The organism is Paraglaciecola sp. 25GB23A, from assembly GCF_040012495.1.
GTDB lineage: Bacteria > Pseudomonadota > Gammaproteobacteria > Enterobacterales > Alteromonadaceae > Paraglaciecola.
This window is the reverse complement of record NZ_JBDYKM010000028.1, coordinates 1-21,506: the sequence shown is the minus strand read 5'-3', so window position 1 is coordinate 21,506 and position 21,506 is coordinate 1. Positions and strand designations below refer to the sequence as shown.

General features: G+C 40.5%; 19 protein-coding genes. 6 read left to right on the top strand and 13 right to left on the bottom strand.

The window, feature by feature from the left end; genetic code table 11:
• Positions 1 to 261 precede the first annotated feature (261 nt).
• The 5 genes from ABKW31_RS20520 to ABKW31_RS20500 all read left to right on the top strand — a co-directional run bounded on the left by ABKW31_RS20520 (position 262) and on the right by ABKW31_RS20500 (position 6,525).
• Complete coding sequence (locus tag ABKW31_RS20520) at positions 262 to 1,311, top strand: AraC family transcriptional regulator ligand-binding domain-containing protein (protein WP_348618475.1); 1,050 nt, start codon at positions 262 to 264, stop codon at positions 1,309 to 1,311.
• A gap of 316 nt (positions 1,312 to 1,627) precedes the next feature.
• The gene (locus tag ABKW31_RS20515; RefSeq protein WP_348618473.1) at positions 1,628 to 2,377 is read left to right on the top strand and encodes an NUDIX domain-containing protein; all 750 of its coding nucleotides are present in this window, start codon (positions 1,628 to 1,630) and stop codon (positions 2,375 to 2,377) included.
• A 628-nt stretch (positions 2,378 to 3,005) separates the two neighbouring features.
• Positions 3,006 to 4,157 (top strand): acyl-CoA dehydrogenase family protein, encoded by a 1,152-nt coding sequence (locus tag ABKW31_RS20510; RefSeq protein WP_348618472.1) that lies wholly within the window; start codon positions 3,006 to 3,008, stop codon positions 4,155 to 4,157.
• 26 nt (positions 4,158 to 4,183) lie between these two features.
• A complete protein-coding gene (locus ABKW31_RS20505) occupies positions 4,184 to 5,383 on the top strand; it encodes an acyl-CoA dehydrogenase family protein (RefSeq protein ID WP_348618471.1) in 1,200 nt (399 codons plus the stop codon).
• Positions 5,384 to 5,403: 20 nt separating this feature from the next.
• On the top strand, positions 5,404 to 6,525 hold the full coding sequence (locus tag ABKW31_RS20500; protein WP_348618470.1) for an acyl-CoA dehydrogenase: 1,122 nt from the start codon (positions 5,404 to 5,406) through the stop codon (positions 6,523 to 6,525).
• A gap of 187 nt (positions 6,526 to 6,712) precedes the next feature.
• Here the strand turns inward: ABKW31_RS20500 and ABKW31_RS20495 are convergent, their stop codons facing one another.
• The 4 genes from ABKW31_RS20495 to smc form a co-directional block, all read right to left on the bottom strand.
• Entirely contained in the window at positions 6,713 to 7,045 is a 333-nt protein-coding gene (locus tag ABKW31_RS20495) for a DUF3392 domain-containing protein (protein WP_348618469.1), read from the bottom strand.
• Positions 7,046 to 9,079, bottom strand: coding sequence for an NAD-dependent DNA ligase LigA (gene ligA / locus ABKW31_RS20490; protein ID WP_348618468.1), 2,034 nt, complete (start codon positions 9,077 to 9,079; stop codon positions 7,046 to 7,048).
• 117 nt (positions 9,080 to 9,196) lie between these two features.
• A complete protein-coding gene (gene zipA, locus ABKW31_RS20485) occupies positions 9,197 to 10,564 on the bottom strand; it encodes a cell division protein ZipA (RefSeq protein ID WP_348618467.1) in 1,368 nt (455 codons plus the stop codon).
• Between the two features lie 32 nt (positions 10,565 to 10,596).
• The gene (gene smc / locus ABKW31_RS20480; protein WP_348618466.1) at positions 10,597 to 14,076 is read right to left on the bottom strand and encodes a chromosome segregation protein SMC; all 3,480 of its coding nucleotides are present in this window, start codon (positions 14,074 to 14,076) and stop codon (positions 10,597 to 10,599) included.
• 192 nt (positions 14,077 to 14,268) lie between these two features.
• Between smc and cysZ the strand changes: the two genes are divergently transcribed.
• Positions 14,269 to 15,000 (top strand): sulfate transporter CysZ, encoded by a 732-nt coding sequence (gene cysZ / locus ABKW31_RS20475; RefSeq protein ID WP_348618465.1) that lies wholly within the window; start codon positions 14,269 to 14,271, stop codon positions 14,998 to 15,000.
• A gap of 84 nt (positions 15,001 to 15,084) precedes the next feature.
• Here the strand turns inward: cysZ and ABKW31_RS20470 are convergent, their stop codons facing one another.
• From ABKW31_RS20470 to ABKW31_RS20430, 9 genes are all read right to left on the bottom strand, one after another.
• The gene (locus ABKW31_RS20470) at positions 15,085 to 15,480 is read right to left on the bottom strand and encodes a PAS domain-containing protein (RefSeq protein ID WP_348618464.1); all 396 of its coding nucleotides are present in this window, start codon (positions 15,478 to 15,480) and stop codon (positions 15,085 to 15,087) included.
• Positions 15,481 to 15,534: 54 nt separating this feature from the next.
• The gene (locus tag ABKW31_RS20465; RefSeq protein WP_348618463.1) at positions 15,535 to 16,587 is read right to left on the bottom strand and encodes a 2-dehydropantoate 2-reductase; all 1,053 of its coding nucleotides are present in this window, start codon (positions 16,585 to 16,587) and stop codon (positions 15,535 to 15,537) included.
• A 360-nt stretch (positions 16,588 to 16,947) separates the two neighbouring features.
• Positions 16,948 to 17,301, bottom strand: coding sequence for a DUF1428 domain-containing protein (locus ABKW31_RS20460; RefSeq protein ID WP_348618462.1), 354 nt, complete (start codon positions 17,299 to 17,301; stop codon positions 16,948 to 16,950).
• A gap of 329 nt (positions 17,302 to 17,630) precedes the next feature.
• Positions 17,631 to 18,104 (bottom strand): tetratricopeptide repeat protein, encoded by a 474-nt coding sequence (locus ABKW31_RS20455; protein WP_348618461.1) that lies wholly within the window; start codon positions 18,102 to 18,104, stop codon positions 17,631 to 17,633.
• Positions 18,105 to 18,197: 93 nt separating this feature from the next.
• Positions 18,198 to 18,851, bottom strand: coding sequence for a helix-turn-helix transcriptional regulator (locus ABKW31_RS20450; protein WP_348618460.1), 654 nt, complete (start codon positions 18,849 to 18,851; stop codon positions 18,198 to 18,200).
• Positions 18,852 to 19,005: 154 nt separating this feature from the next.
• Positions 19,006 to 19,572, bottom strand: coding sequence for a hypothetical protein (locus ABKW31_RS20445; RefSeq protein ID WP_348618458.1), 567 nt, complete (start codon positions 19,570 to 19,572; stop codon positions 19,006 to 19,008).
• A 231-nt stretch (positions 19,573 to 19,803) separates the two neighbouring features.
• Positions 19,804 to 20,151: a hypothetical protein gene (locus tag ABKW31_RS20440; RefSeq protein WP_348618457.1), complete on the bottom strand. Its 348-nt coding sequence runs from the start codon at positions 20,149 to 20,151 to the stop codon at positions 19,804 to 19,806.
• 521 nt (positions 20,152 to 20,672) lie between these two features.
• Entirely contained in the window at positions 20,673 to 21,197 is a 525-nt protein-coding gene (locus ABKW31_RS20435; protein ID WP_348618456.1) for a hypothetical protein, read from the bottom strand.
• A gap of 120 nt (positions 21,198 to 21,317) precedes the next feature.
• A partial coding sequence (locus ABKW31_RS20430; protein ID WP_348618455.1) for a hypothetical protein occupies positions 21,318 to 21,506 on the bottom strand: 189 nt, incomplete at its 5' end.

The window sequence follows — 21,506 nt, the reverse complement described above, 5'->3', positions numbered from 1 at the left end:
TACCAAGTTATATGACTTCTTTTATCATTTCTGACATGCCAGTGCAGTGAGCCTTAAAGCGCGTGTCACGAGAAAAACGAGAGACAGAAAACTTGAACTACTTCATTATAAAATAAGCATAATCATGAAGAATTATTGATAAAGAAATGTTCACAAGCAATGAGAAATAAAGTCATTTACTTAGCAAATCCGGACAAATTTATTTAATTAATAGCTATTAAATGCTTAAATAAACAAATATTTTGTTAAAAGCGGACAAAAGTGACACTTAAAAATAGTTTTGTAAATCAGTATACCATTGCCAGTTATTTTGCTCGAACGCATCTGAGCAATGCTGTTTTACTGGGCGCAAATGAACAACTATTGTTAGCACGCGCCGATTTAAGGCCCGCACAGTTAGAACAAGCAAAATCAAGAGTATTGCCCACACAATTGGCGAGTATTATCAAAAGTTGTTGGCAATTAAGTGGTGATGAACTTTTAGGCTACACCCAAAATAAAATAAAAGTGGGTATGTTTAGATTATTAGCTGAACGCTTGATTGCCTGTAAAACACTGGCGGAAGTCTTCACTCATAGCGCCGATTTTTACAATCTAACCGGCGATCAGTTGCGCTTTGAAATTAAAAAAATAAATAGTCTCGTTGTGGTTAGCCTCAACGCCAACTTTAAATCAAACACCCAACATTCCTCACCCAACAGTTTACTCAGCGAACTAATTCTTTTGATTTGTCATCGATTTTCTAGCTGGTTAGTCGGACAGGTTGTTCCATTGGTCAAAGTCGAAATGCAACATGCAAAACCAACACATTATGAGGAATACAGATTAATGTATCCCTGCCCATGTATGTATCAATGCAGAAATAATGCATTGGTGTTTGATACAAAATATTTGCATCTGCCTGTAGTTCGAGAGCAAGCTGAATTAGTGGAGTACCTAAACCAGGTGCCCTTGCAATGGTTTAAAAAACAATCTTATTACGACACGTATAGTGCGAAAGTACTGCGACTATTAGAGAATGCGGTATTGGATAAGGAATCCAATCTAGAAATGCTAGCAGCAAAGCTCAATATGACCTCACGAACTTTGCGTCGAAAATTAATTGCAGAAGGTAGTCGATTTCAACAATTAAAAGATAATGTTAGACGAGATAAGGCCATCAGCCTTTTTGAACAACCCAGCTTGTCCATAGCGCAAATAAGTATAGCGGTTGGCTTTACTGAAATGGCAACTTTCTCTCGCGCTTTCAAACACTGGACTGGCGTATCACCTAGCACTTATCGCAATTATCGTTGGTCGTTCTCCCAGTAAAATTAGGCCTTAATTCAAAAAAACTAAACACTGATTATCTCTGATTCAGCTACAACTATATTTAGTCTGGTCACAAATACCTTATCAAATTGAGCTAGCTGAGAAATTTACTCTGTCATCAACACGTTCGACCCAACTCAATTATTTGAGTCCAGTTTGCACTCAATAAGCAGAGCCACTAGATAACATTAGCTGTTTACAAGTTACAATTACTTTAGAATACTGCACGATTAATAGTGCTTCGCGGCTCTGTAAGTTAGCCCTAGTCCTCTAAGCCCGCAAAAAGCGACGTGTTTTTAAATATAAGTGAGAAATTTTGTTAGCATTTGAATACAACAAATTTAACGGTATCATCGTCAACAGTGCCCAACTTCCTGCAGACATCGATGTATTCTTAGCAGAACTAAGCGCCTTATTGGATCATGCAAAGCTGCAAAAAAAGGCCGTTATTTGGTTAACATTATCCATTGATTTAGCCCATTTTATCGCAATAGCTACCTCACAAGGTTTTACTTTTCACAACTGTCTGCCTACTGAAGTCACTTTAATTTTTAAGTCACAAGCACAAGATTTTGTTCCTTTTGTGCCCACTCATTCACTTGGCGCCGGTGGTTTAGTGCAAAATTCACACGGCGAAATATTAGTGATCCGCGAACACGGAGCAACTACCTACAAGTTACCCGGTGGCCACATTGAATTGGGTGAAACAATTGAAGATGCTGTGATCCGAGAAGTACTCGAAGAAACCGGTATTCAAACTACCTTCAGCACCGTATTAGGCATGGCCAGTACTCACCCATATCGATTTGGTAAATCCAATATTTACATAGTGTGTAAGTTAGTGCCCCTATCAACGCAAATCAATATTCAAGATACCCACGAGGTTGATGATGCTAAATGGATATTGCCCCAAGACTACTTACTAGACGCTAATAATAGTGCTTTTAACAAGTATTTAATTAAATCCCTACTAAACGCCACTGGCTTAGGTAAATCAACCCTCGATCTCAGTCAATTCTCCACCCTAAAACATGAAGTCTTTTTAGCTGACAATGGGCTTAAGTAATTGCTTTGACCTCAATAATCCACCCTGCCCTTTAAACAGATTTATCTATTGGTTTGAAAATACGCCTTGTTGTACTAGTGTATTTTTCGACTGCTTGTGTTTTTATAATTTTTTTGCATGGTGATATTTTCAGATACTCTTTATCAATATCCCGATTTTAAAATAGTGTGATTGCATCTCAGTATTGAACTGTCTGTCAAGTATTTATCAAGGCCCTATTTCACAAGCTCTTCAAAGTAAGATTATGTGCCTGTGTTCGTGCAAACAATCACTTAATAATCCAAGTGCATCTCAGCTAGCAAATCCCTTGTTTTTTATAAGGATTGTGCAAGGTATTTTGATTGAAAAAACAACCCTGTTACAAAAAACCAATAACCGCAGCAACCAATAAGATAAAAATATTTTTTGCGATAACAGTCCTGATACGCAGATTACCCAAGCCATTTATGGCATTAAATATCTACAATAACAGGATTTTTCCGCGGCAAATAAACTGCAGGTAAGTCTGATTGAACATCACGCTTAACTTGGCAAAGAATTGCGGTCATAAAGCTTAAATACGCCTTGATATTTTGCGGCTTTTTTGTTCCACTGTGCGGAACACGATCACTTTCAGTGAGGATTAAAAATGATTCGAGATACAGAAATGTTGAATCAATTTCTGCACAGTATTGCCAAATTTGTCAAAGAGCGCTTAGTCCCGGCAGAGAATGAAGTGGCTGAAAACGATGCGATTCCTGATGATATTGTGCAAGAGATGAAAGATATGGGTCTGTTTGGCATGACAATCCCAGAGGAGTATGGTGGCTTAGGCCTTACCATGGAGGAAGAAGTGCTAGTGGCCATTGAGTTAGGTAGAACATCTCCAGCCTTTCGCTCCCTCATTGGCACTAACAATGGTATTGGTTCTGCCGCTATTGTATTTGACGGCACTGAGCAGCAAAAACAACACTACTTACCTAAATACGCGTCGGGCGAGCTTATTGGCTCGTTTTGTTTAACCGAGCCGGACGTTGGCTCTGACGCCGCAGCAGTCAAAACGACAGCAGTCAAAAAAGGCGATGAATATATTATCAACGGCACCAAGCGCTATATTACTAATGCTCCCAGAGCAGGCACATTTACCGTGATGGCGCGAACCGACCCATCAATAAAAGGCGCTAAGGGCATCTCAGCCTTTATAGTCGATGCAACAACGCCGGGTATTACACTTGGCCCTAAAGATAAAAAAATGGGCCAGCAGGGTTCTTATACCTGCGATGTGATTTTTGAAAATTGCCATGTGCCTGCACAAAACATCATTGGTGGAATTGCAGGTAAGGGTTTTATAACATCAATGAAAGTATTAGACAGAGGGCGTTTGCATATCTCCGCCTTAAGTGTTGGTATTGCCGAACGCTTAATTGATGATGCGCTAAGATACGCAATAGACAGAACTCAATTTGGTAAACCCATTGCAGAACACCAAATGATCCAAGTTATGTTAGCGGATAGCAAGGCCGAAGCCTACGCAGCTAAATGCATGGTGCTTGATGCGGCAAGACAAAAAGATCTAGGCCACAAAATAACCACAGAGGCCTCATGTTGTAAATTGTTTGCCACAGAAATGGTGGGCCGAGTCGCTGATAAAGCGGTGCAAATACATGGTGGTGCAGGCTATATTTCAGATTACGCCGTAGAAAGGTTCTATCGTGACGTCAGATTATTCCGATTATATGAAGGTACTACCCAGATCCAACAAATGATCATTGCTAAAAATATGATTAAAGACATTCAATAAATTACGTACAACCAAGGATTTGCAAGATGAATTTAAATTTCACCGCTGAAGAAAAAGACTTTCAACAAGAAGTGCAGCAATTTTTGCAAGAAAAACTGCCAAAAGATACCGCTGTAAAAACTCGCAAAGGCTTACATCTAGAAAAAGAGGCTTATATTGAGTGGCAACAAATACTAAATGCCAAGGGGTGGGCCGCGACTAACTGGCCAATCGAATATGGCGGCACAGGTTGGAGCCCAACACAGAAATACATTTTCGCTAATGAGTGTGCGAAAGCAGGTGCCCCAGATGTAGTACCCTTTGGTTTGAAAATGGTTGCGCCTATTATTTATACCTTCGGTAATGAAGAACAAAAACAACGTTTTCTACCTGATATTTTAGCCAGTAAAGTTTGGTGGTGTCAGGGATATTCAGAAACCGGCGCAGGCTCAGATCTCGCGGGTGTCAGAACCACGGCAGTAAGAGATGGCGACGAATATGTAATTAACGGCACAAAAACATGGACCACTTTGGGCCAATACGCCGACTGGATATTCTGCTTAGTCAGAACAGGTCCGCCTAGCGCAAAAAACCAAGAAGCCATCAGTTTTATCCTTATCAACATGCACGATCCTAAAATTACGGTATCGCCGATTATTACCATTGATGGTAAACATGAAGTAAATGAAGTGCACTTTGATGGGGTTCGCGTTCCAGCAGAGAACCTTATCGGTGCCGAGGGCCAAGGATGGACCTACGCTAAAGTGCTATTAACTCATGAACGCACCGGTATTGCCCGTGTGGCAATTTCTAAAGAACGCCTTGTACAACTAAAAGAATTGGCTGCAACATCTCCTGACGGGGACAATAAATTAATGGACGACCTTATATTTGCCCAAAAAGTCGCCAAACTAGAAATTGATTTATTGGCTTTAGAATATACTGAATTACGCACCCTCTCCGCTATCAGCACAGGCAAGGCACCGGGTCCAGAGTCCTCAATTTTAAAAATTGTCGGAACGCAGATTATCCAAGCAATTGATGAGCTATATGTCGAAGCCGCTGGATACTATTCAATGCCCTATGTTCCTCAGCAGTTCCATGATGATTTTGACGGGCAGTATATTGGATCTGATATGGCCGCTAACAGTGCATTACGTTACTTCAATAATCGCAAAGCCTCCATTTATGGTGGCAGTAACGAAATTCAAACTAACATCATCAGCAAAGCCGTTTTAGGCCTTTAAATTAGGATTAGGAGTTTATTATGGACTTTTCGTTAAGTAGTGAACAAAAAATGATTCAAGATAGTGTCTCGAGATTTATTCTCAACGATTACGATTTTGATACACGCCGAAAAATAATTACTTCAGCAGCAGGTTACAGCCAAAAAAATTGGAATACCTTCGCTGAACTCGGATGGTTAATGCTGCCATTTACCGAAGAAGACGGTGGTTTAGGTGGTTCGATGACCGACCTTATGCTGGTGATGGAAGAGTTTGGCAAAGGCATGGTAGTGGAGCCTTTTATTGCCACGGCGGTTATGGCCGGTGGTTTAGTTGCTCTAGCGGGTAATCAACAACAAAAAGACGATTATCTACCCAGGATCATGGCCGGTGAATTACAAATGGCCTTTGCTTATGCAGAACCACAAAGTCGTTATCAACTCAATAACGTCACTTGTCGCGCGAACGAAACTCAGGGTGAATTTTTTCTTAGCGGTCACAAATCAGTGGTATTAAATGGCAATCATGCCGATACATTAATTGTTTCGGCGCGTAGCTCTGGTGAAAATTCTGACGAACAGGGCATTAGCTTGTTTCTGGTTGATGCCAATCATCCCAGCGTTAAACGTGAAGGTTATGCCAATGTGGACGGGCACCAAGCTGCCGACATTTGGTTTGACAACACCCCTACCCTCGGATTGTTAGGCGAGCAAGACAATGCCTTGCCCGCCATCAACAATATTATCGATAAAGCTACCTTAGCGATTTGTGCCGAAGCCGTTGGTGCCATGCAAATAGCCCATGAACGTACCTTAGAATACGCTAAAACCCGTAAACAGTTTGGTCGTACCATTGGCTCTTTCCAAGCACTGCAGCACCGCATGGTAAATATGTTTATAGAGCATCAACAAGCTAAATCTATCTTGTTAATGGCTGTTTTAAAAATGGATAGCAATAACGGAAGCGACGCAAAAGCATTATCGGCGGCGAAAAGTCGTATTGGTCAAGCGGCTAACTTGGTGGGTCGTGAGGCGATACAAATTCACGGTGGTATCGGCATGACAGATGAACTGGATGTGGGTCATATATTCAAACGTTTAACCACCATCCAATATTTGTTTGGCAGTACGGATGTGCATACAAAACGTTTTGCTTCTTTGTAAATCGCTAATGAAGCATTAGTCAATATTGTGCATTAATTTGAACCACAAAATTCGCCTTTTCTTGCAGCGATATTTTGTGGTTCAAACCTTTTAAGGCTGAGTCACAGGCAACGCTATAAAGTAATCCAAGCCATTCATCTGAAATGTCACTTGGATAAATAGTAAACAGCTTATTTTCATCAAAGAATTAGATGTAGCGTCTATGTTCTGCCAGATATCCCAGTAACAAAAATACTGCAATGATAGATATTCCTCGATAAAGGTGTGGGATCATTAAGATAAGTTGCTTAATAAATGGTGCTGCAAACACGGTTAATAAACCATAACCAAAGGCACATATCAGCACAAAAACTACAGTACGGATAATAAAATGATAAGGGCTAACCAAACGTTTTAAGCGTTTATTAAAGACGTCACCATAAATAACCAATAAGGTTGCAACCATACTCAAAGCAATGGCTGAATAGTAAGCCTGCATGAAATGACTGAGTTGGCTGAGCACTGACTGTATGACTTCCATTTAGGCTCCAAGCTCTGCGAATAATGCCAACATATCGTCTTCATTCATTACTTTAATGCCCAGTGATTCAGCTTTTGCTAATTTTGAACCCGCACTGGCCCCTGCGACAACTACTGAGGTTTTAGCTGACACACTGCCTGCCACTTTTGCCCCAAGTGTTTGCAGTTTATCTTTGGCTGCATTGCGATCCATCTGACTCAAGGTGCCGGTTAATACAAAAGTTTGCCCGGCTAAGGGTAAAGATTCCAGAGCGGCTTTATCGATTTTTGGCCAATTAATGCCGGCCTCGATTAAAGCACCAATGACTTCTAGGTTATGGCTTTCTCGAAAAAAGTTGAATACATGTTCAGCAACGATAACCCCGACATCATTAACCCCTTGCAGAGCTTCAACGTCGGCAGCAATAATCGAATCCAAGTCACAAAAATGTTTGGCCAAATTAGCCGCCGTGGCCTCACCGACTTCTCGTATTCCTAATGAATACAGAAACTTGGCCAAGGTAGTCGTTTTGCTTTTTCCCAATGAAATCAGTAAATTTGCTGCAGATTTGTCACCCATACGTTCTAAATTAGCTAATTGCATAAATTCTAATTTAAAAAAGTCTGCAGGCGTTTTAACCAAATTTTGCTCAACAAGTTGTTCAATAATTTTATCGCCCAAACCATCAATATCGAAGGCTTTACGTGAGGCAAAATGTTTCATCGCTTCTTTGCGCTGCGCTGCGCAATATAAGCCGCCAGTGCAACGAGCGACGGCTTCTTCGGCTACTTTTTCTACCGCTGAATCGCAAACTGGACAATGGGTTGGAAATACAATCTCTCTCGCATCATCAGGGCGCTTAGCGACAACGACAGCGACCACTTGCGGTATGACATCACCTGCGCGGCGTATGATCACACTATCACCAATCTTTAAGCCTAAACGCTGAATTTCATCCTGATTATGCAAAGTGGCGTTCGACACGGTAACGCCACCAACCACCACTGGGCTTAAGCGAGCCACTGGAGTAATAGCGCCCGTTCTACCGACTTGAAATTCAACATCAAGCACCTGAGTCATTTCTTCTTGCGCAGGAAATTTATGTGCTATCGCCCAACGTGGCGCGCGAGCGACAAAACCTAGCTCTTGTTGTAAAGCGATGCTATCGGCTTTAAACACCACACCGTCAATATCGTAGTTAAGACTGTCTCGACGTTCAGCGATTTTTTTGTAGTAGGCTAAACACTGAGTTGCGCCAACGGCGACATCGAGCTCCTGACTCAGCGGTAAACCCCATTCACTAAGCTGTTTTAGCCGGCCAGAGTGGGTTTGCGCTAAGGGCTGTTGTTCGTTTTCGACTAAGCCCAATGAATAGGCAAAAAACAATAAAGGCCGAGCTGCCGTTATCCGAGAATCTAATTGTCGTAGACTACCCGCAGCAGCGTTGCGTGGATTAGCAAAAATCTTTTTGCCGTCTTTTGCCTGTCGTTCGTTCAATCGAGTAAAACCATCCCGTGTCATTATCACCTCTCCGCGCACTTCTAAGCGCTCAGGATATTGATCACCGCGTAGCGTTAAGGGTACGTTGCGAATAGTGCGCACGTTGGCACTAATATTTTCGCCAACACTGCCATCGCCCCGTGTGGCTCCTCTGACTAACTTACCATTTTGATACAGCAAGCTAACGGCTAACCCGTCTAATTTTGGCTCACAGCTATAAGTAATTTCGTCACTGCGCTTCACCCTATCCTGCATACGTTTTTCAAAGGCATACATTGACTCTTCATCAAAAGCATTGTCGAGCGATAACATCGGGACTTCATGTTCCACTTGCTCAAACTGCGCAAGTGGCATTCCACCGACTTTTTGACTGGGTGAATCACTGGTGAGTAGTGAGGGGAACGTTTTTTCTATTTGAGTTAATTCAAGCATTAGACGGTCGTACTCGGCATCGGGCACCGTAGGATTGTCGAGCACATAATACTGATAATTGAATTCAGTAATGTCGGTTATCAGTTGATTTAGTCGCTGAGATGCGTCGTTTAAGCTTGCCATTTATAAGCATTCCACAATAAAAGATTGAAACAGTAGAAAATTGGATAACAATAACTTAAAAACCCAAGCTGAAAACTGCAGCAAGGGCGTTTAATTCAAATTCCATAAAATACTAGATTAGTGCCGATTGACCATGCGCTTACGTTCAAATTCACGAATTTTTTCCACGTATTGCTGCAAGCTTTGTTTGGTTAATAAAGCTCGTCTGCCATCATAAACTTGAGCAGAAAATTCATCGGCTATTTTACGCGCAGCATTATGCATCATATTAAATACCTGATGCGGATCGCCTTCGATAGGTAAAATCATAAATAACGATATACCCAAGGTGGTGAAGTTTTCTAGATTATCAATATCAAAATTGCCAGGTTTAAACATGTTGGCGAGGCTAAATAATACTGGCCCCTTGCCGCTCGCATTAACGTGCCGATGAAAGATATCCTGATCACCAAACTTAAAACCAAGAGTTAACAACATAGGTAACAAAGCTGCGCCAGGTATGGGATTATTGTCACCGGCCTTAACATTTAAGACCAACACTTCTTGGGCAATTTCAGCGGGTTTAGCTTTAGGCTCTGCCGCTTTTTTAGGTACGTCTTTTACTGATTCTTCCTCAAAATCAATACGCATTTGATCTTCAGCTATTTTAGGCTCACGCCGTTTTCTAGTAGTATTGTCTGTTTTTTTGCCCAACACTAATTGTCGCGCCTGTTCAGCCAAACTCACCTTTTCTTGAGGTGGGTTAACATTAGCCCTAACTGCGGGTTCACTGACCTGTGGCTTCTCAGCGTCATGAGACTCTTGTGCCGTCTTAAACAATGCTTCCATATCCACCGAGGTCTTTTCAGGCGCTTTAACCTCATCTTTTTTCAACAAAAATGGCGGTGGCTCTGGTGCCCGGTATTCATCAATGGGTTTAGCACTAGCTGCGCCTGTGGGATTCTTACCTGTCCCTACATGACCAAATTTTGCAATATACTCGGGCTTAGGTTGGCTTACCACCGAGGCATAAACTTTACCGCTAGAAACAGGTTTTACCTCTGGTGCTGTAACTTTAGCAGACGGCTCAAAATCATCATCCAAAGTGGGAATATCTTCTGTCGTATTAACCACAGGCGAACTCACAGGATTAGACCCCACGATACGCACTGCGCCTAAACCGAGGTCATCAAACTCACCTATTTGCGGAGAAGTCTTACCGACGGCAAAGTTATCTTTGTCGGCCTTTTCATCTATTTCAAAATCGATTTTAATTTCTAGATCGTCATCATCCTGCCGTTTAAACTCAGCAGAGCTTTTTTCAGACTCATCTTCCTGCCAACCTCTAGGTTGCAATTGAGGTTTGCGGACAGCGCTATTTTGTTTCTTTGCTGACACTTTCTTTTGGCTATTTTTTCTGGAAACCCAAATACCATGAACCAATACCGCAATAATAATGCAACTGCCCAAAACGGCTAATATCCAACGAAATACACCATCATCCATTTAAACACATACCCTTTTATTATTATTCATCATCAAGCCTGGGCAATTGCCACTGCTTCCTCTACGTCGACTGCAACCATGCGTGACACTCCTGGTTCCGACATAGTGACCCCCGTCAAGTGTGTCGCCATTTCCATGGCTATTTTATTATGGGTGATATAAATAAACTGCACAGTTTTTGACATTTCTGACACTAATTTACAAAACCGTCCAACGTTGGCGTCATCCAATGGCGCATCAACTTCATCCAACAAACAAAACGGTGCGGGATTTAATCTAAAAATCGCGAATACCAATGATAAAGCCGTCAGCGCTTTTTCTCCACCAGAAAGCAAATGTATTGTACTATTTTTCTTACCTGGAGGTCTTGCCATTATGGTGACCCCTGTTTCGAGTAGATCATCACCAGTTAGTTCCAAATATGCGGAGCCTCCACCGAACACTTTTGGAAATAACATTTTCAAATCTTCATTCACTTGGTCAAAGGTTTCTTTGAATCGAGAACGGGTTTCTTTATCGATTTTACGAATCGCATGTTCAAGGGTTTCGAGAGCTGCCACTAAGTCATCATTTTGGGTATCAAGATGCAGCTTACGCTCTGCCTGCAGATCATACTCTTCTACCGCGGCTAAGTTAACTGCACCTAAACGTCCAACTGCCGCCGTGGTTTTTTCTAGATTTTGCTGCCAAATATTTTCATCAGCATCCTCGGGTAAATTTTCTAACAAAGATTCTAAAGATTGATGCAGTTCTTGCAGTTGTTCTAATACTCCATTTGCTCTAACTCGATAACCCTCACATTCAAGCTTGATGCTTTGTAATTCACCTAACATCACTTGAATTTTATCAGTAACACCTTGCTGGCCTTTTTGTGCTTCATTTATTTGACTGTCAAGTTCGGCTAATTGATCACTCAACAAATGTTGCTGACTTTCTAATTCAGCTCGCTGCTCTAACAATAACTGCAAATTTTCAGCTTGCTCTTCCAGTGGTTGACTCAATTCAATAAATTCTGCTTGTAATTGAGCACGTTTCTCCTGCATCTGCGTTAATTGCTGGATATCACGAGCTTGTATCGCCTGAATACTGGCATATTGGCTTTTAATTCCTTGCATGTGCAAAGCAAGTTGATGCAGCTTAGTCTTGTGATTATCCAACTGATTGCGCGCAGTGAGTATGGTATTTTGACTTCTTTCTCGGGCTTGCTCTATTTCAGCTTGGCGCTCAAGCAAGTCGGCTACATTCAGTTCCAACTCTTCGGCTTGCATCGATAATTGAGCTAATTCCTCTTGTTCTTGTTCAGCTAGCGTTTGTTGCTTACGTAATTCGACTTGCAGTTTTTCACTGCGTCCCTCATTTTGTTTTGCTTGAGCCTGCAATAATATTAATTGGTTAGTGCTTTGCTGGTATTGCTGTTCGATGGCGTTGAGTTTGTTTTTTGCCAAATCTACCGAGCATTTGGCGTCGCCTAATCTGAGTTTGGCAGCTTCAATCGTGTCATTGTTCTGCAATAATTGTAGCTCACCCGCTTGCTGTTGTGATTGTAAGCCACTTATTTGACCAGCTCGCTCAATTAAGCCACTCTGCTGTTTGGCAGTACCCACAATTAACCAGCCATGTCCAAGCCAATATCCTTGTGGGGTAATAACACTTTGATGTTTATCTAAGCTTAGAAGCTTTGTTTTCGCTTGGGTGATGGAGTCAGCAACTAGTACGTCGCACAACCAAGCAGGCACTCGACTATTATCTAGTTTGGCTGCCACACTATTGGCAGGAATGTCATCACAATAGTCTTCTGTCATCAATAAACGACTGCCAAGTAATGAGTCTAACTGTCCTAAAACAGGCGCTGAGCTATCTAACTGCAAGGCCTGTTGCCAATTTTGGGTTAGGCACTCAAAGGCCACTTCCCAACCTTTACTGACGTTTAATGTTTGCCACCAACGCTGGAAACTAATTTGTTGCTGATTTAACGCTGCAAGCAATTCATCACTTTGTTGAGCGTGTTGTTGCAACATATTCAATGCCGTCAACTGAGCATTAACTTGCTGCAATTCACCTTGTAAAAGCAAGCTTGTCTGCTCATGTAACTTGAGCTGTTGTTGCGCGTCTTCAAGCTGAATTTGCTGTGTTTGCCAATCTTCTGTGCTTACTTTTAATTGCTGCTGTATTGTTGCACTTTGTGAATGAGCCTGCTCAATTTCACTGTGTAATTCACTGTCAAGCAATTCAGATAATTCAAGTTTAATATCACTAACACGCTGCTCTGTGCGCAATTGCATACTGAGTAAAGATTGAATCTGACTGTGGCAGTTTTGTACCTGTTGCTTGCTGCTTTGAAATTCTTGTTCTTGGCGACGCCATTCACTTTGCTGCTCATTTGACTGTTGTTCACTGTTAAATAATTGTTCTTGCGCTTCTTCTAACTGCTCATCCAATAATATTTTTTCTGGCTCAGACAACGCAATTTGCTCAGCCAATTCGCTGATCGTTTCGCTATGTTGTTGCTGAAGGATTTGATGCTCATAAATCGCATCTTGCAGGCCGGCGCTTTCTTGCTCAATTTTTTGACGGCGTTGTTTGGTATGAATTTGGTTTTGTTCAATACGGCTAATATCCGTCGCTACTTTATAATTTTGTTGCTGAATATCGCCTAACTCTAATTTGAGCTCTTGCTGACTCTCTTTAAAAGCAGTTAAGTCTTTTTCTTCACCGCGCTGACGGGTAACAAAGGCCTCAATATCATTATTTTTTCGTTCAATATCTCGTTCAAACCGAGTTATTTTGGCATTATGTTTTAGCCAGCGGATGGCTGCTAACTCGCCTTTTAAGTTGCGTTCTTGGTGTTTTAACTCTTTAAAACGTTTTGCCGCTGCTGCTTGACGTTGCAGTTTTTCTAACTGCTGACCTAATTCACCGCGCACATCAGCTAGTCGTTCCAGGTTTTCTTTGGTATGACGAATACGCGTTTCTGTTTCACGACGCCGCTCTTTATATTTAGACACCCCAGCGGCTTCTTCAATAAACATTCTTAATTCTTGCGGCTTGGACTCAATTAAGCGCGAAATCATGCCCTGCTCAATAATGGCATAACTGCGCGGCCCTAAACCCGTGCCCAAAAACAAATCTGTTACATCTCGGCGCCGACATTTGCTGTTATTTAATAAGTAGTTAGATTGACCATCTTTGGTCACTACTCGTTTTACTGATAACTCGTTGTAACCCGCATATTCGCCTTGGATGCGGCCTGATGAATTATCAAATACCAGCTCAACACTGCATTGTGATACTGGTTTTCTTGCAGTAGAGCCGTTAAAAATAACGTCGGTCATCGCATCACCGCGCAAATTTTTGGCAGAGCTTTCACCTAGAACCCATCTTACCGCATCGATTACATTTGATTTTCCACAGCCATTCGGGCCTACAATGGCCGTCATGTCATCAGGAAATGGAATGGTAGTGGGATCGACAAAGGACTTAAACCCTGCCAATTTGATTTTCTTTAAGCGCATAGCGACACAGCGTGTTCCATTGGTTTTATCGTTTTTATTTTAACCCCAGCGAATGTATCAAAAGTCATCAAGTGTAACAATTGACGTTTTGATCAAAAAGTAGAAAGACTTATACTTAGCAATCACTATTAACTCAAGATATCATGCTATACAGCTTGGATTTATCTGTAAATCAATTAGTTAAGGAACGTTGTGCATTATTTTTTTCAAGGTTTTAGCCTAATAACCACAAAAGGACTTAAACGGTTTGTGTTTATTCCTTTGGTTGTCAATTTAGTGCTTTTTTCAAGCGCATTCTATTTTTTGTTTGGTCAAATCAGCGAAAGTATTGTTTGGCTAGTTGATCTTATTCCTGATTGGCAATGGCTTAGTTGGCTAAAAGATGGTTTAAGCTACATTATTTGGCCCATTGCGGTGATCAGTATCCTACTTATTTTTGCCTTGGTGTTTGGTACCTTGGCAAATTGGATTGCCGCTCCGTTTAATGGTTTGTTAGCTGAAAAAGTAGAGTTACATTTGACCGGTCAAAGTTTAGGAGACTCTGGTCTGCTCGATATAGTCAAAGATATTCCTCGCACTTTTGGCCGTGAGTTATCTAAATTCACCTATTATCTACCCAGAGCAATTGTTTTTTTGTTGTTGTTTTTTATCTTACCGGTGTTTGGCCAAGTACTGTGGTTTTTATTCAGTGCCTGGATGATGGCCATACAGTACTGTGATTATGCCTTTGATAATCATAAGATTTCATTCAATAGTATGCGTAAAACCTTACAATCTAGCCAAGCAAACTCCTTTAGTTTTGGTATTGCCGTAAGTATTGGGTCGATGATCCCTTTAGTAAACTTTTTAGTGATGCCGGTAGCCGTTTGTGGAGCCACTGCGATGTGGGTAGATGACTTAAGACATAAAGTAAATGATCAGTAGTTTATTTAGACCCTAATTCTTGTCTACCTAGTTATTAGGATAGGGTCAGCAAGTCTTTGGTTGACTATAACATTTGGAATAACGTTATTGAGTATTAGGTAATCGCGTTAAAACCACCACATTATATCCTGGACACAGCTTTTCACTTAGAAAACTAGACACTCTGAATCGCTTTGTAGCTTGAGATTTGGTGGCGATATTGACATCAATACTGACCAAGGTTTCTGACAGTTCTTTAGCATCAGAGACAACTAACTCCCACTGCCGCTCTACCACTTTTTGATAGTCAGGATCGGGATAAGCCTTCACCCACCAGGTATATTTGTCAGGTATATCGCTTAATTGCCAACCGAGTTCATCAACAAAATGTTGATTAACATAAACTATCTCAGCGTTGGCATTACCTTCCTGAGGCAAGGTCACTATGACAGGCACGGGCAGTAGTTCAAAAAATTTTGCTGGAATGTCGCTTAATATCATGTTTATTTTACAGCCATTAACTTCATTAGTATCTTATTAGTGACTATATCGGCATTAACCCAACATAGTTAACAAATCATTTGCATTGATTGACCTAATCTTATTTGGGGCACTTTTCTGATGCAAGGCCTTAATCAACTCTATTATTTTCTTATTTGCGGGGGTTTGCAGTCCTAACAACTCGGCTTGTTCAACAATAGCGCCGTTGAGAAAATCTATTTCTGTCGCTTTGCCCTGGGACACATCCCACCACATCGACGTACGTACGTTAGGGTCAACGGCCAACATAGAATTAGCGACTCTAGCGAACAAAAAATCTGGCAAACTTAATACACTGGGCAACCAATGTGCTGGTAAAGACGTCACTTTCGGCAACGAAATCGAAAGCGCATCGGTCACGGCTAGTAGCTCGCGCATTAATCTGGCAATCACTAAGCGATATCCTCGTTGCTGCAACATCGCCTTCACGGGAATATCAGCTAAAGCATTGATACTGTTACCTAAATTAAGTTGCAGCTTGGCCCATAATAAGGCTGACATATTTTGACTAAGGGCTACGGGTAAAAAGTCACATTGCAAAACCTTAGCTAATGCTTCGATAGAAGCTTGAGTAGAAGGTGAATATTCGAGTGTTAAACTCCCTTGGGAGCCGCGGTGATAATGTCCTGGCTTTAACTCAACCACATTAAAGGGCACCATCACACGTAATACCTGATTATTGGCAAAGTGAGTCTTAAGTAATGCCTCTGAACCTAAGCCATTTTGGCAGCATAAAATAACCGTATTGGCTGAAACAAATGGCGCAATATCTCGAACCGCTTGTTCTATTCCAGTACATTTGACGGTCAGCCACAGAAAATCAATTGGACTCGTTTCGCTAACAGCTGGGCCTGATCCTTGTTGTTCTGCAAACTGCAAAGCAATGTTGCTGCTAACATGCTCAAGATAGTCGGTTAATTTGATACCTTGTTGTAGTTTATCTTTAATCACAGGGCGACAGACTAAGCGCGTATTTAAACCTAAATACGACAAAACACCACCTAAATAGCACCCAATTAAACCAGCGCCAAATACTAGGTGTTGGCTTTGTTTAATATCTACCTGCATTGACTAACCAAGTTGGCAAAAAATTAGATTAACATAGAAAAACGCAAGACCAACATCAAAAAAATCTCGATATCGGTGTTTGTTTTTTGTTTTATAATTTCGTTTTACCTGCAATTGCTTTAGATTCGTCGCCTATTATCGGTTTTGCTTAAAGTAATAAGGGAAGTAATATGGTCAAACCGGCAAAATCTTTTTTATTCTTAATAAATCACTGTTTTGTATCGGTTTTATGCCTAAGTTTTTCCGCTGGGAGTTGGGCGAATACAACAGCACCCGCCAACACCAGTAACTACGTGTACAGACTCAGCCGCACTTTTTGCGGCGAAATTTGGCAACTTGTATGTGCAATATATCTCAGTGCTATTCCTCTAAAATAACGTCGAAACCACCGTATATTAAACGCTTACCATCAAACGGCATTGGGTTTTGATCTGGATGCATTCTAGGATCGTCCATAATAGCCGCCCAACCCGCATCACGAACTTCCTTCGTTGGCCATACAACAGATGAAAAGACTACAGTCTCATCTTTGCCACATTTCACAGCCATTGGGAATGATGTAATATCACCATCAGGAACGTTATCTCCCCAACTTTCAGTAATTTTCAGTGCTCCGTGATCTTTGAAGACGACCGCAGATAACTTCGCATGTTCAATATACTTTTCTTTATTTATTGTTGGTACTGCGGCAACAAAACCATCGACATAAGACATATATTATTCCTTTTATACTCTACAGGTTGAAGTTCACATAGCGAGGGTGCAGAAAAACCCTCGATTTAAAAATAAACAACAAAATTGGCCAAAATAAGCTTTTAAAACGCGGTGCTACGCAAAATCTGGATAGGTTAAACCATTAAACAGCAAATAGATTTAACGTAAAACACGATAGTTTTTTTGGCTTCGACCTTTTTCTAAAGCTTCAACGCTTCACTGAGCAGCGCCGAGTGTTGAGCAATGTTGAGTTATTTCCTGAGTTAAGTGAGAAACACAAAATTGCCTAATACTTGGTGTCTGTCTGTAGTGATTTGTTAGGCATTGCCCTACTCAACATACTTTTCCAGATTAGCTTTGACATCTGGGTAATCAATTAGGATCTGTTCGAAATTTGGCAATGTCTCTTGGCCAATGCGTACTGCACTTTTGTAATCTTCAACAGATTTTTCGATATTACCTAACGCTTCATAGGCCTGCCCTCTTTTCCACAACGCAAAGGCGTAATCCGGCTGATCTTGCAATCCCATATTATATGCTTCGATTGCCTTTTGAAATTCATCGTTTTCATAGTGAAGCCAGCCAAGATGGTAATAATATCGCATCCCTTTTTGAACATTTATAGATGAAAGACAATTGGAAAGTTCCGCAATTTCTTCAAAAGCTAAATCAATATTACCCGCTTCACGGTTGGATTTAACGTTATCTAAGTGTGCCCAACAATCTGCTTCATCTATACGATCACTACATCCTGAAATTTGAAAGATGATTACTACTGATAATAAAAGCTTAAATATTTTCATCAAACTACCTAAAAATGCATAACGCTTTGCTAGTGAGCAAACTGTATTTTGTCCTGTTGAGCAACTCGTATGGAATCTTTGCTTTAAAAAAAATTACTCTACATTATCTCTAGCATCGACAATGGCTTGAATAAGATAGTTTGGCTCATTTGTTCCTAACCTAATAAATGAACCACCATTTAATTCAATTTCTATACCTAAGAGCCCCGAAACATTATAAATCCAACCAGTTCCAAATGAGTGTATACCGAACCCCATCCATATTGGGTTTTTCACATTATTGCAGTTCGCAATCTCTTCCAGTGATATTTGTTTTTTAAATACTCCAGGACCAAAATACCAACTTACTTCACTTTCATTAACTTCAATTGTCATAGAGCTAAATATAATAGCAACGATAGTTAGCACACCGAAAATAATCCCTAGGGCTTCCGATGGTAGAAATTCATACCAATCATTTATTCCTAGTATTGTAGCCGCTAAAATAAATATAGCTGTTAATGTAACAATACCCCATTGCTTGTGTTTATATGTTTGGTAACTACCGTCACGCCAGACAAGAGTAGCTGGATCAACTTCAAAAACAGATGCTAGTGACATTATTGTTTCAGATGAACAACTTCCGCGAGACTCCAACCTTTGAATAGTCCTTAAGCCAAGTCCACTTACTTTTGATAAATGCTCTTGCGACCAGAGTCTCTCCGTTCTGTATTTCCTAATAAGCGATGATTTTACTTTCATATCCATAATTCATAACCTCAATTAAATAGAGGAATGAAACTACCCTAATATTATCAATTTCTGTTACGCCACTTCACCGCCAATACCCCGCCTACTTCATTATCTAACTGATAATTAGTAATAATCGAAATATTGAGGGGTGCATCTGAGACATAACGTTTTAAATACGGGGCGCGCGTTGTTTGCGCGTCCCTACCATAATTTTTTTGTTATGTTTTCTTCTATATTTATAGGTTTCGTATAATAAAAATAGGGCTGAAAAAACGAACAAACCCACCCCGATCCAAAGAATAGATTTAAAATCTGACATATAAGCATTTTTGACTTGCTCGTAAGATCTAACATTTGCGCTGTCGCTTACAACCTCGTAAACCGTGTGATAAGAATGCTCATCAAGTGGTGGCGAATGAGAGTCAGACATATCTACTAATATTTCGATATTGCTATTTGGAATCTCTAACTCCTCTTTTACTAGGCTGGCTTCTGTTGAATGATAAACAAAGTATTTTTCAAACTCCTTGAATTTAAAACGAATTGAATCCTCTCCCCTCCCTGCCTCGGTCTCTTTAACCCATTCAACAGTACCTTTGAATCGTTCCAAAACTTCTCGCTCAGGCTGAGTAAAACCTAGTTCAGGGTAGACCAAGGTCAGTCCGAAGTATGCTGTAATCAATAGACCTAATAAAATTCCAAATAAGGCAGCTACAGAATCCTTGTTGTATAACACTTTACTATCTAACTCCCAATCGATTGAAAAACATAACGCTTTGCAAATGGGGATTATAGGAGCGCTTTACCAGCGAGTAAAATTCCCACCATGATGCATTTGTTAGGTTTCATTTACACGCCCATTCTGAAACGCTCACTCTATACGAGAGTTCAGAAAGTTGGCGCTCATTACCAGTGTACGTGACGTCAATATAAGTATTGGCCCTGTAACTTGGTATAGCTTCTACAGTTAAATTAAATTAAATTGTTGATAGGACATTCTTTCATTATAGGCCGCAACGAGATAGTGATCACTGGATGATAAAAAATCCCCCTCTTGCGTGTAATTTGTTTCCGGTATCTCTATTTTGTATTTAACATCTATATCTTCTGGGATTTTATATTTTGTTAAATCACTCATTTCCCACACTAAAGGGGCATTTGGATCTATTAAGTATATAGTTACGCAATAGTGCCCTTTTCTAAAAAGGCCATTAACTTTGACTGTTCTTTCCCCGTTGCCAATGCTACTTGGGTCAAACGTGTAACCGATGGTCAAAGGTGCTTGTGAACATCCAACGACTACAAAAAGTAACAAAAAGGCTGTTATTTTCCTAATAATGATGAATTCTCCGTGAAAACTAATGCTTAATTAACAGGCAAAAAATAGTTGATTAAAATAAGCGAGGAACGAGCAAAAACCAACTATTTTTTGTCCTACTTTAATGCCTTGTTAGCCATTTACACTCAAATCTGCTTTTGCCTCTTAACCTTTACTATTTGCTCAATAAATACAAGGACCACCACTATTACATAGGCGATAGCAAGTCCATATTGATAGTTAAAAAGAGTGTGTTTCACATCATTAAAAGTAAAGTCATATAGTAAAGAGATTATGAAGATACTAAAAATCAGACTAATGAAAATTCCCAAAAAAGAACCGACGATACTTCTTATCAGTAATTCAGCTAAAATTTTAAAAGACATATAACAGAAACTCTCAACCTAAACACCTAACGCTTTGCCAAGGGGCAAATTTGAACGTTGTTGGGCGAAGCCCAGTGAGTATTTGTCCCAGCCGCGTTGTTTGCGGCGATTTTCGGCAACTTGTTAGAGGAACTAATCACCAATGTGTCCGTCAACCGACAGCAATTGTAGTTGCTCAAGCCAATTATCACGATTTTCCATTATTTCATTAAAGTTAACTTCTTTAGCAAACGGAATTCGGTGCGAGTAAAAAATTGATTTCACTGACTTTTCGTCATCTCGGTAAAACCTGTTCACGACATATTCGTAGTGTGATTTGTCTGGGGCTAAAAGCAGCATTCTGAGAAAGACTTCTTCCTTACTTTTTGAGTTATCCTTCTGGAGGAAATCAGGCTTCAAAGCAAACATTGGCTTGACGCTATTGAGATAATCAGGAAGAACTTCCTTTAATGCTGTTTTCCCATCATATTCACGAACTGTCATCATTGTCGTCCATGCATTAACAGTTTGGCCGTCAATTAAAAACTCAACTGTTTGCATCTCGCCATCTTTATTCTTCCAAACTTCACAGTATTCTTTTTCGTCGAATTTAATGCAATTACTAGCCACAGCTAATTGGGGAAATATAAAAAATATTAGAATCAACATCCGTTTCATACAAGTTCCCCTAGCGCCCCAATAAGGGGCTAAAAATTGTTTGCTAAAATGTGTAGCGAAGCGAAACCGAGCAAACTGTTTTTAGTCCCGCTTGATTGGCTTGTTAGGTGTTTTGTACACCTATCTTTCATTGCCCCATTTTACGTGAACACTAGGTTTTAATTGAAGCTCAAAATCTAGTAAGCCACTTGAGTCACCAAACTTAGCAATTAGCTTCTCTTCGCCATTTTTGTTAATAAGAGCTAAGGAAGTGATTCCTTCTAAGTTTAATGATGAAACTAAAGTACCACTTTTTTCCCAGACTAAATT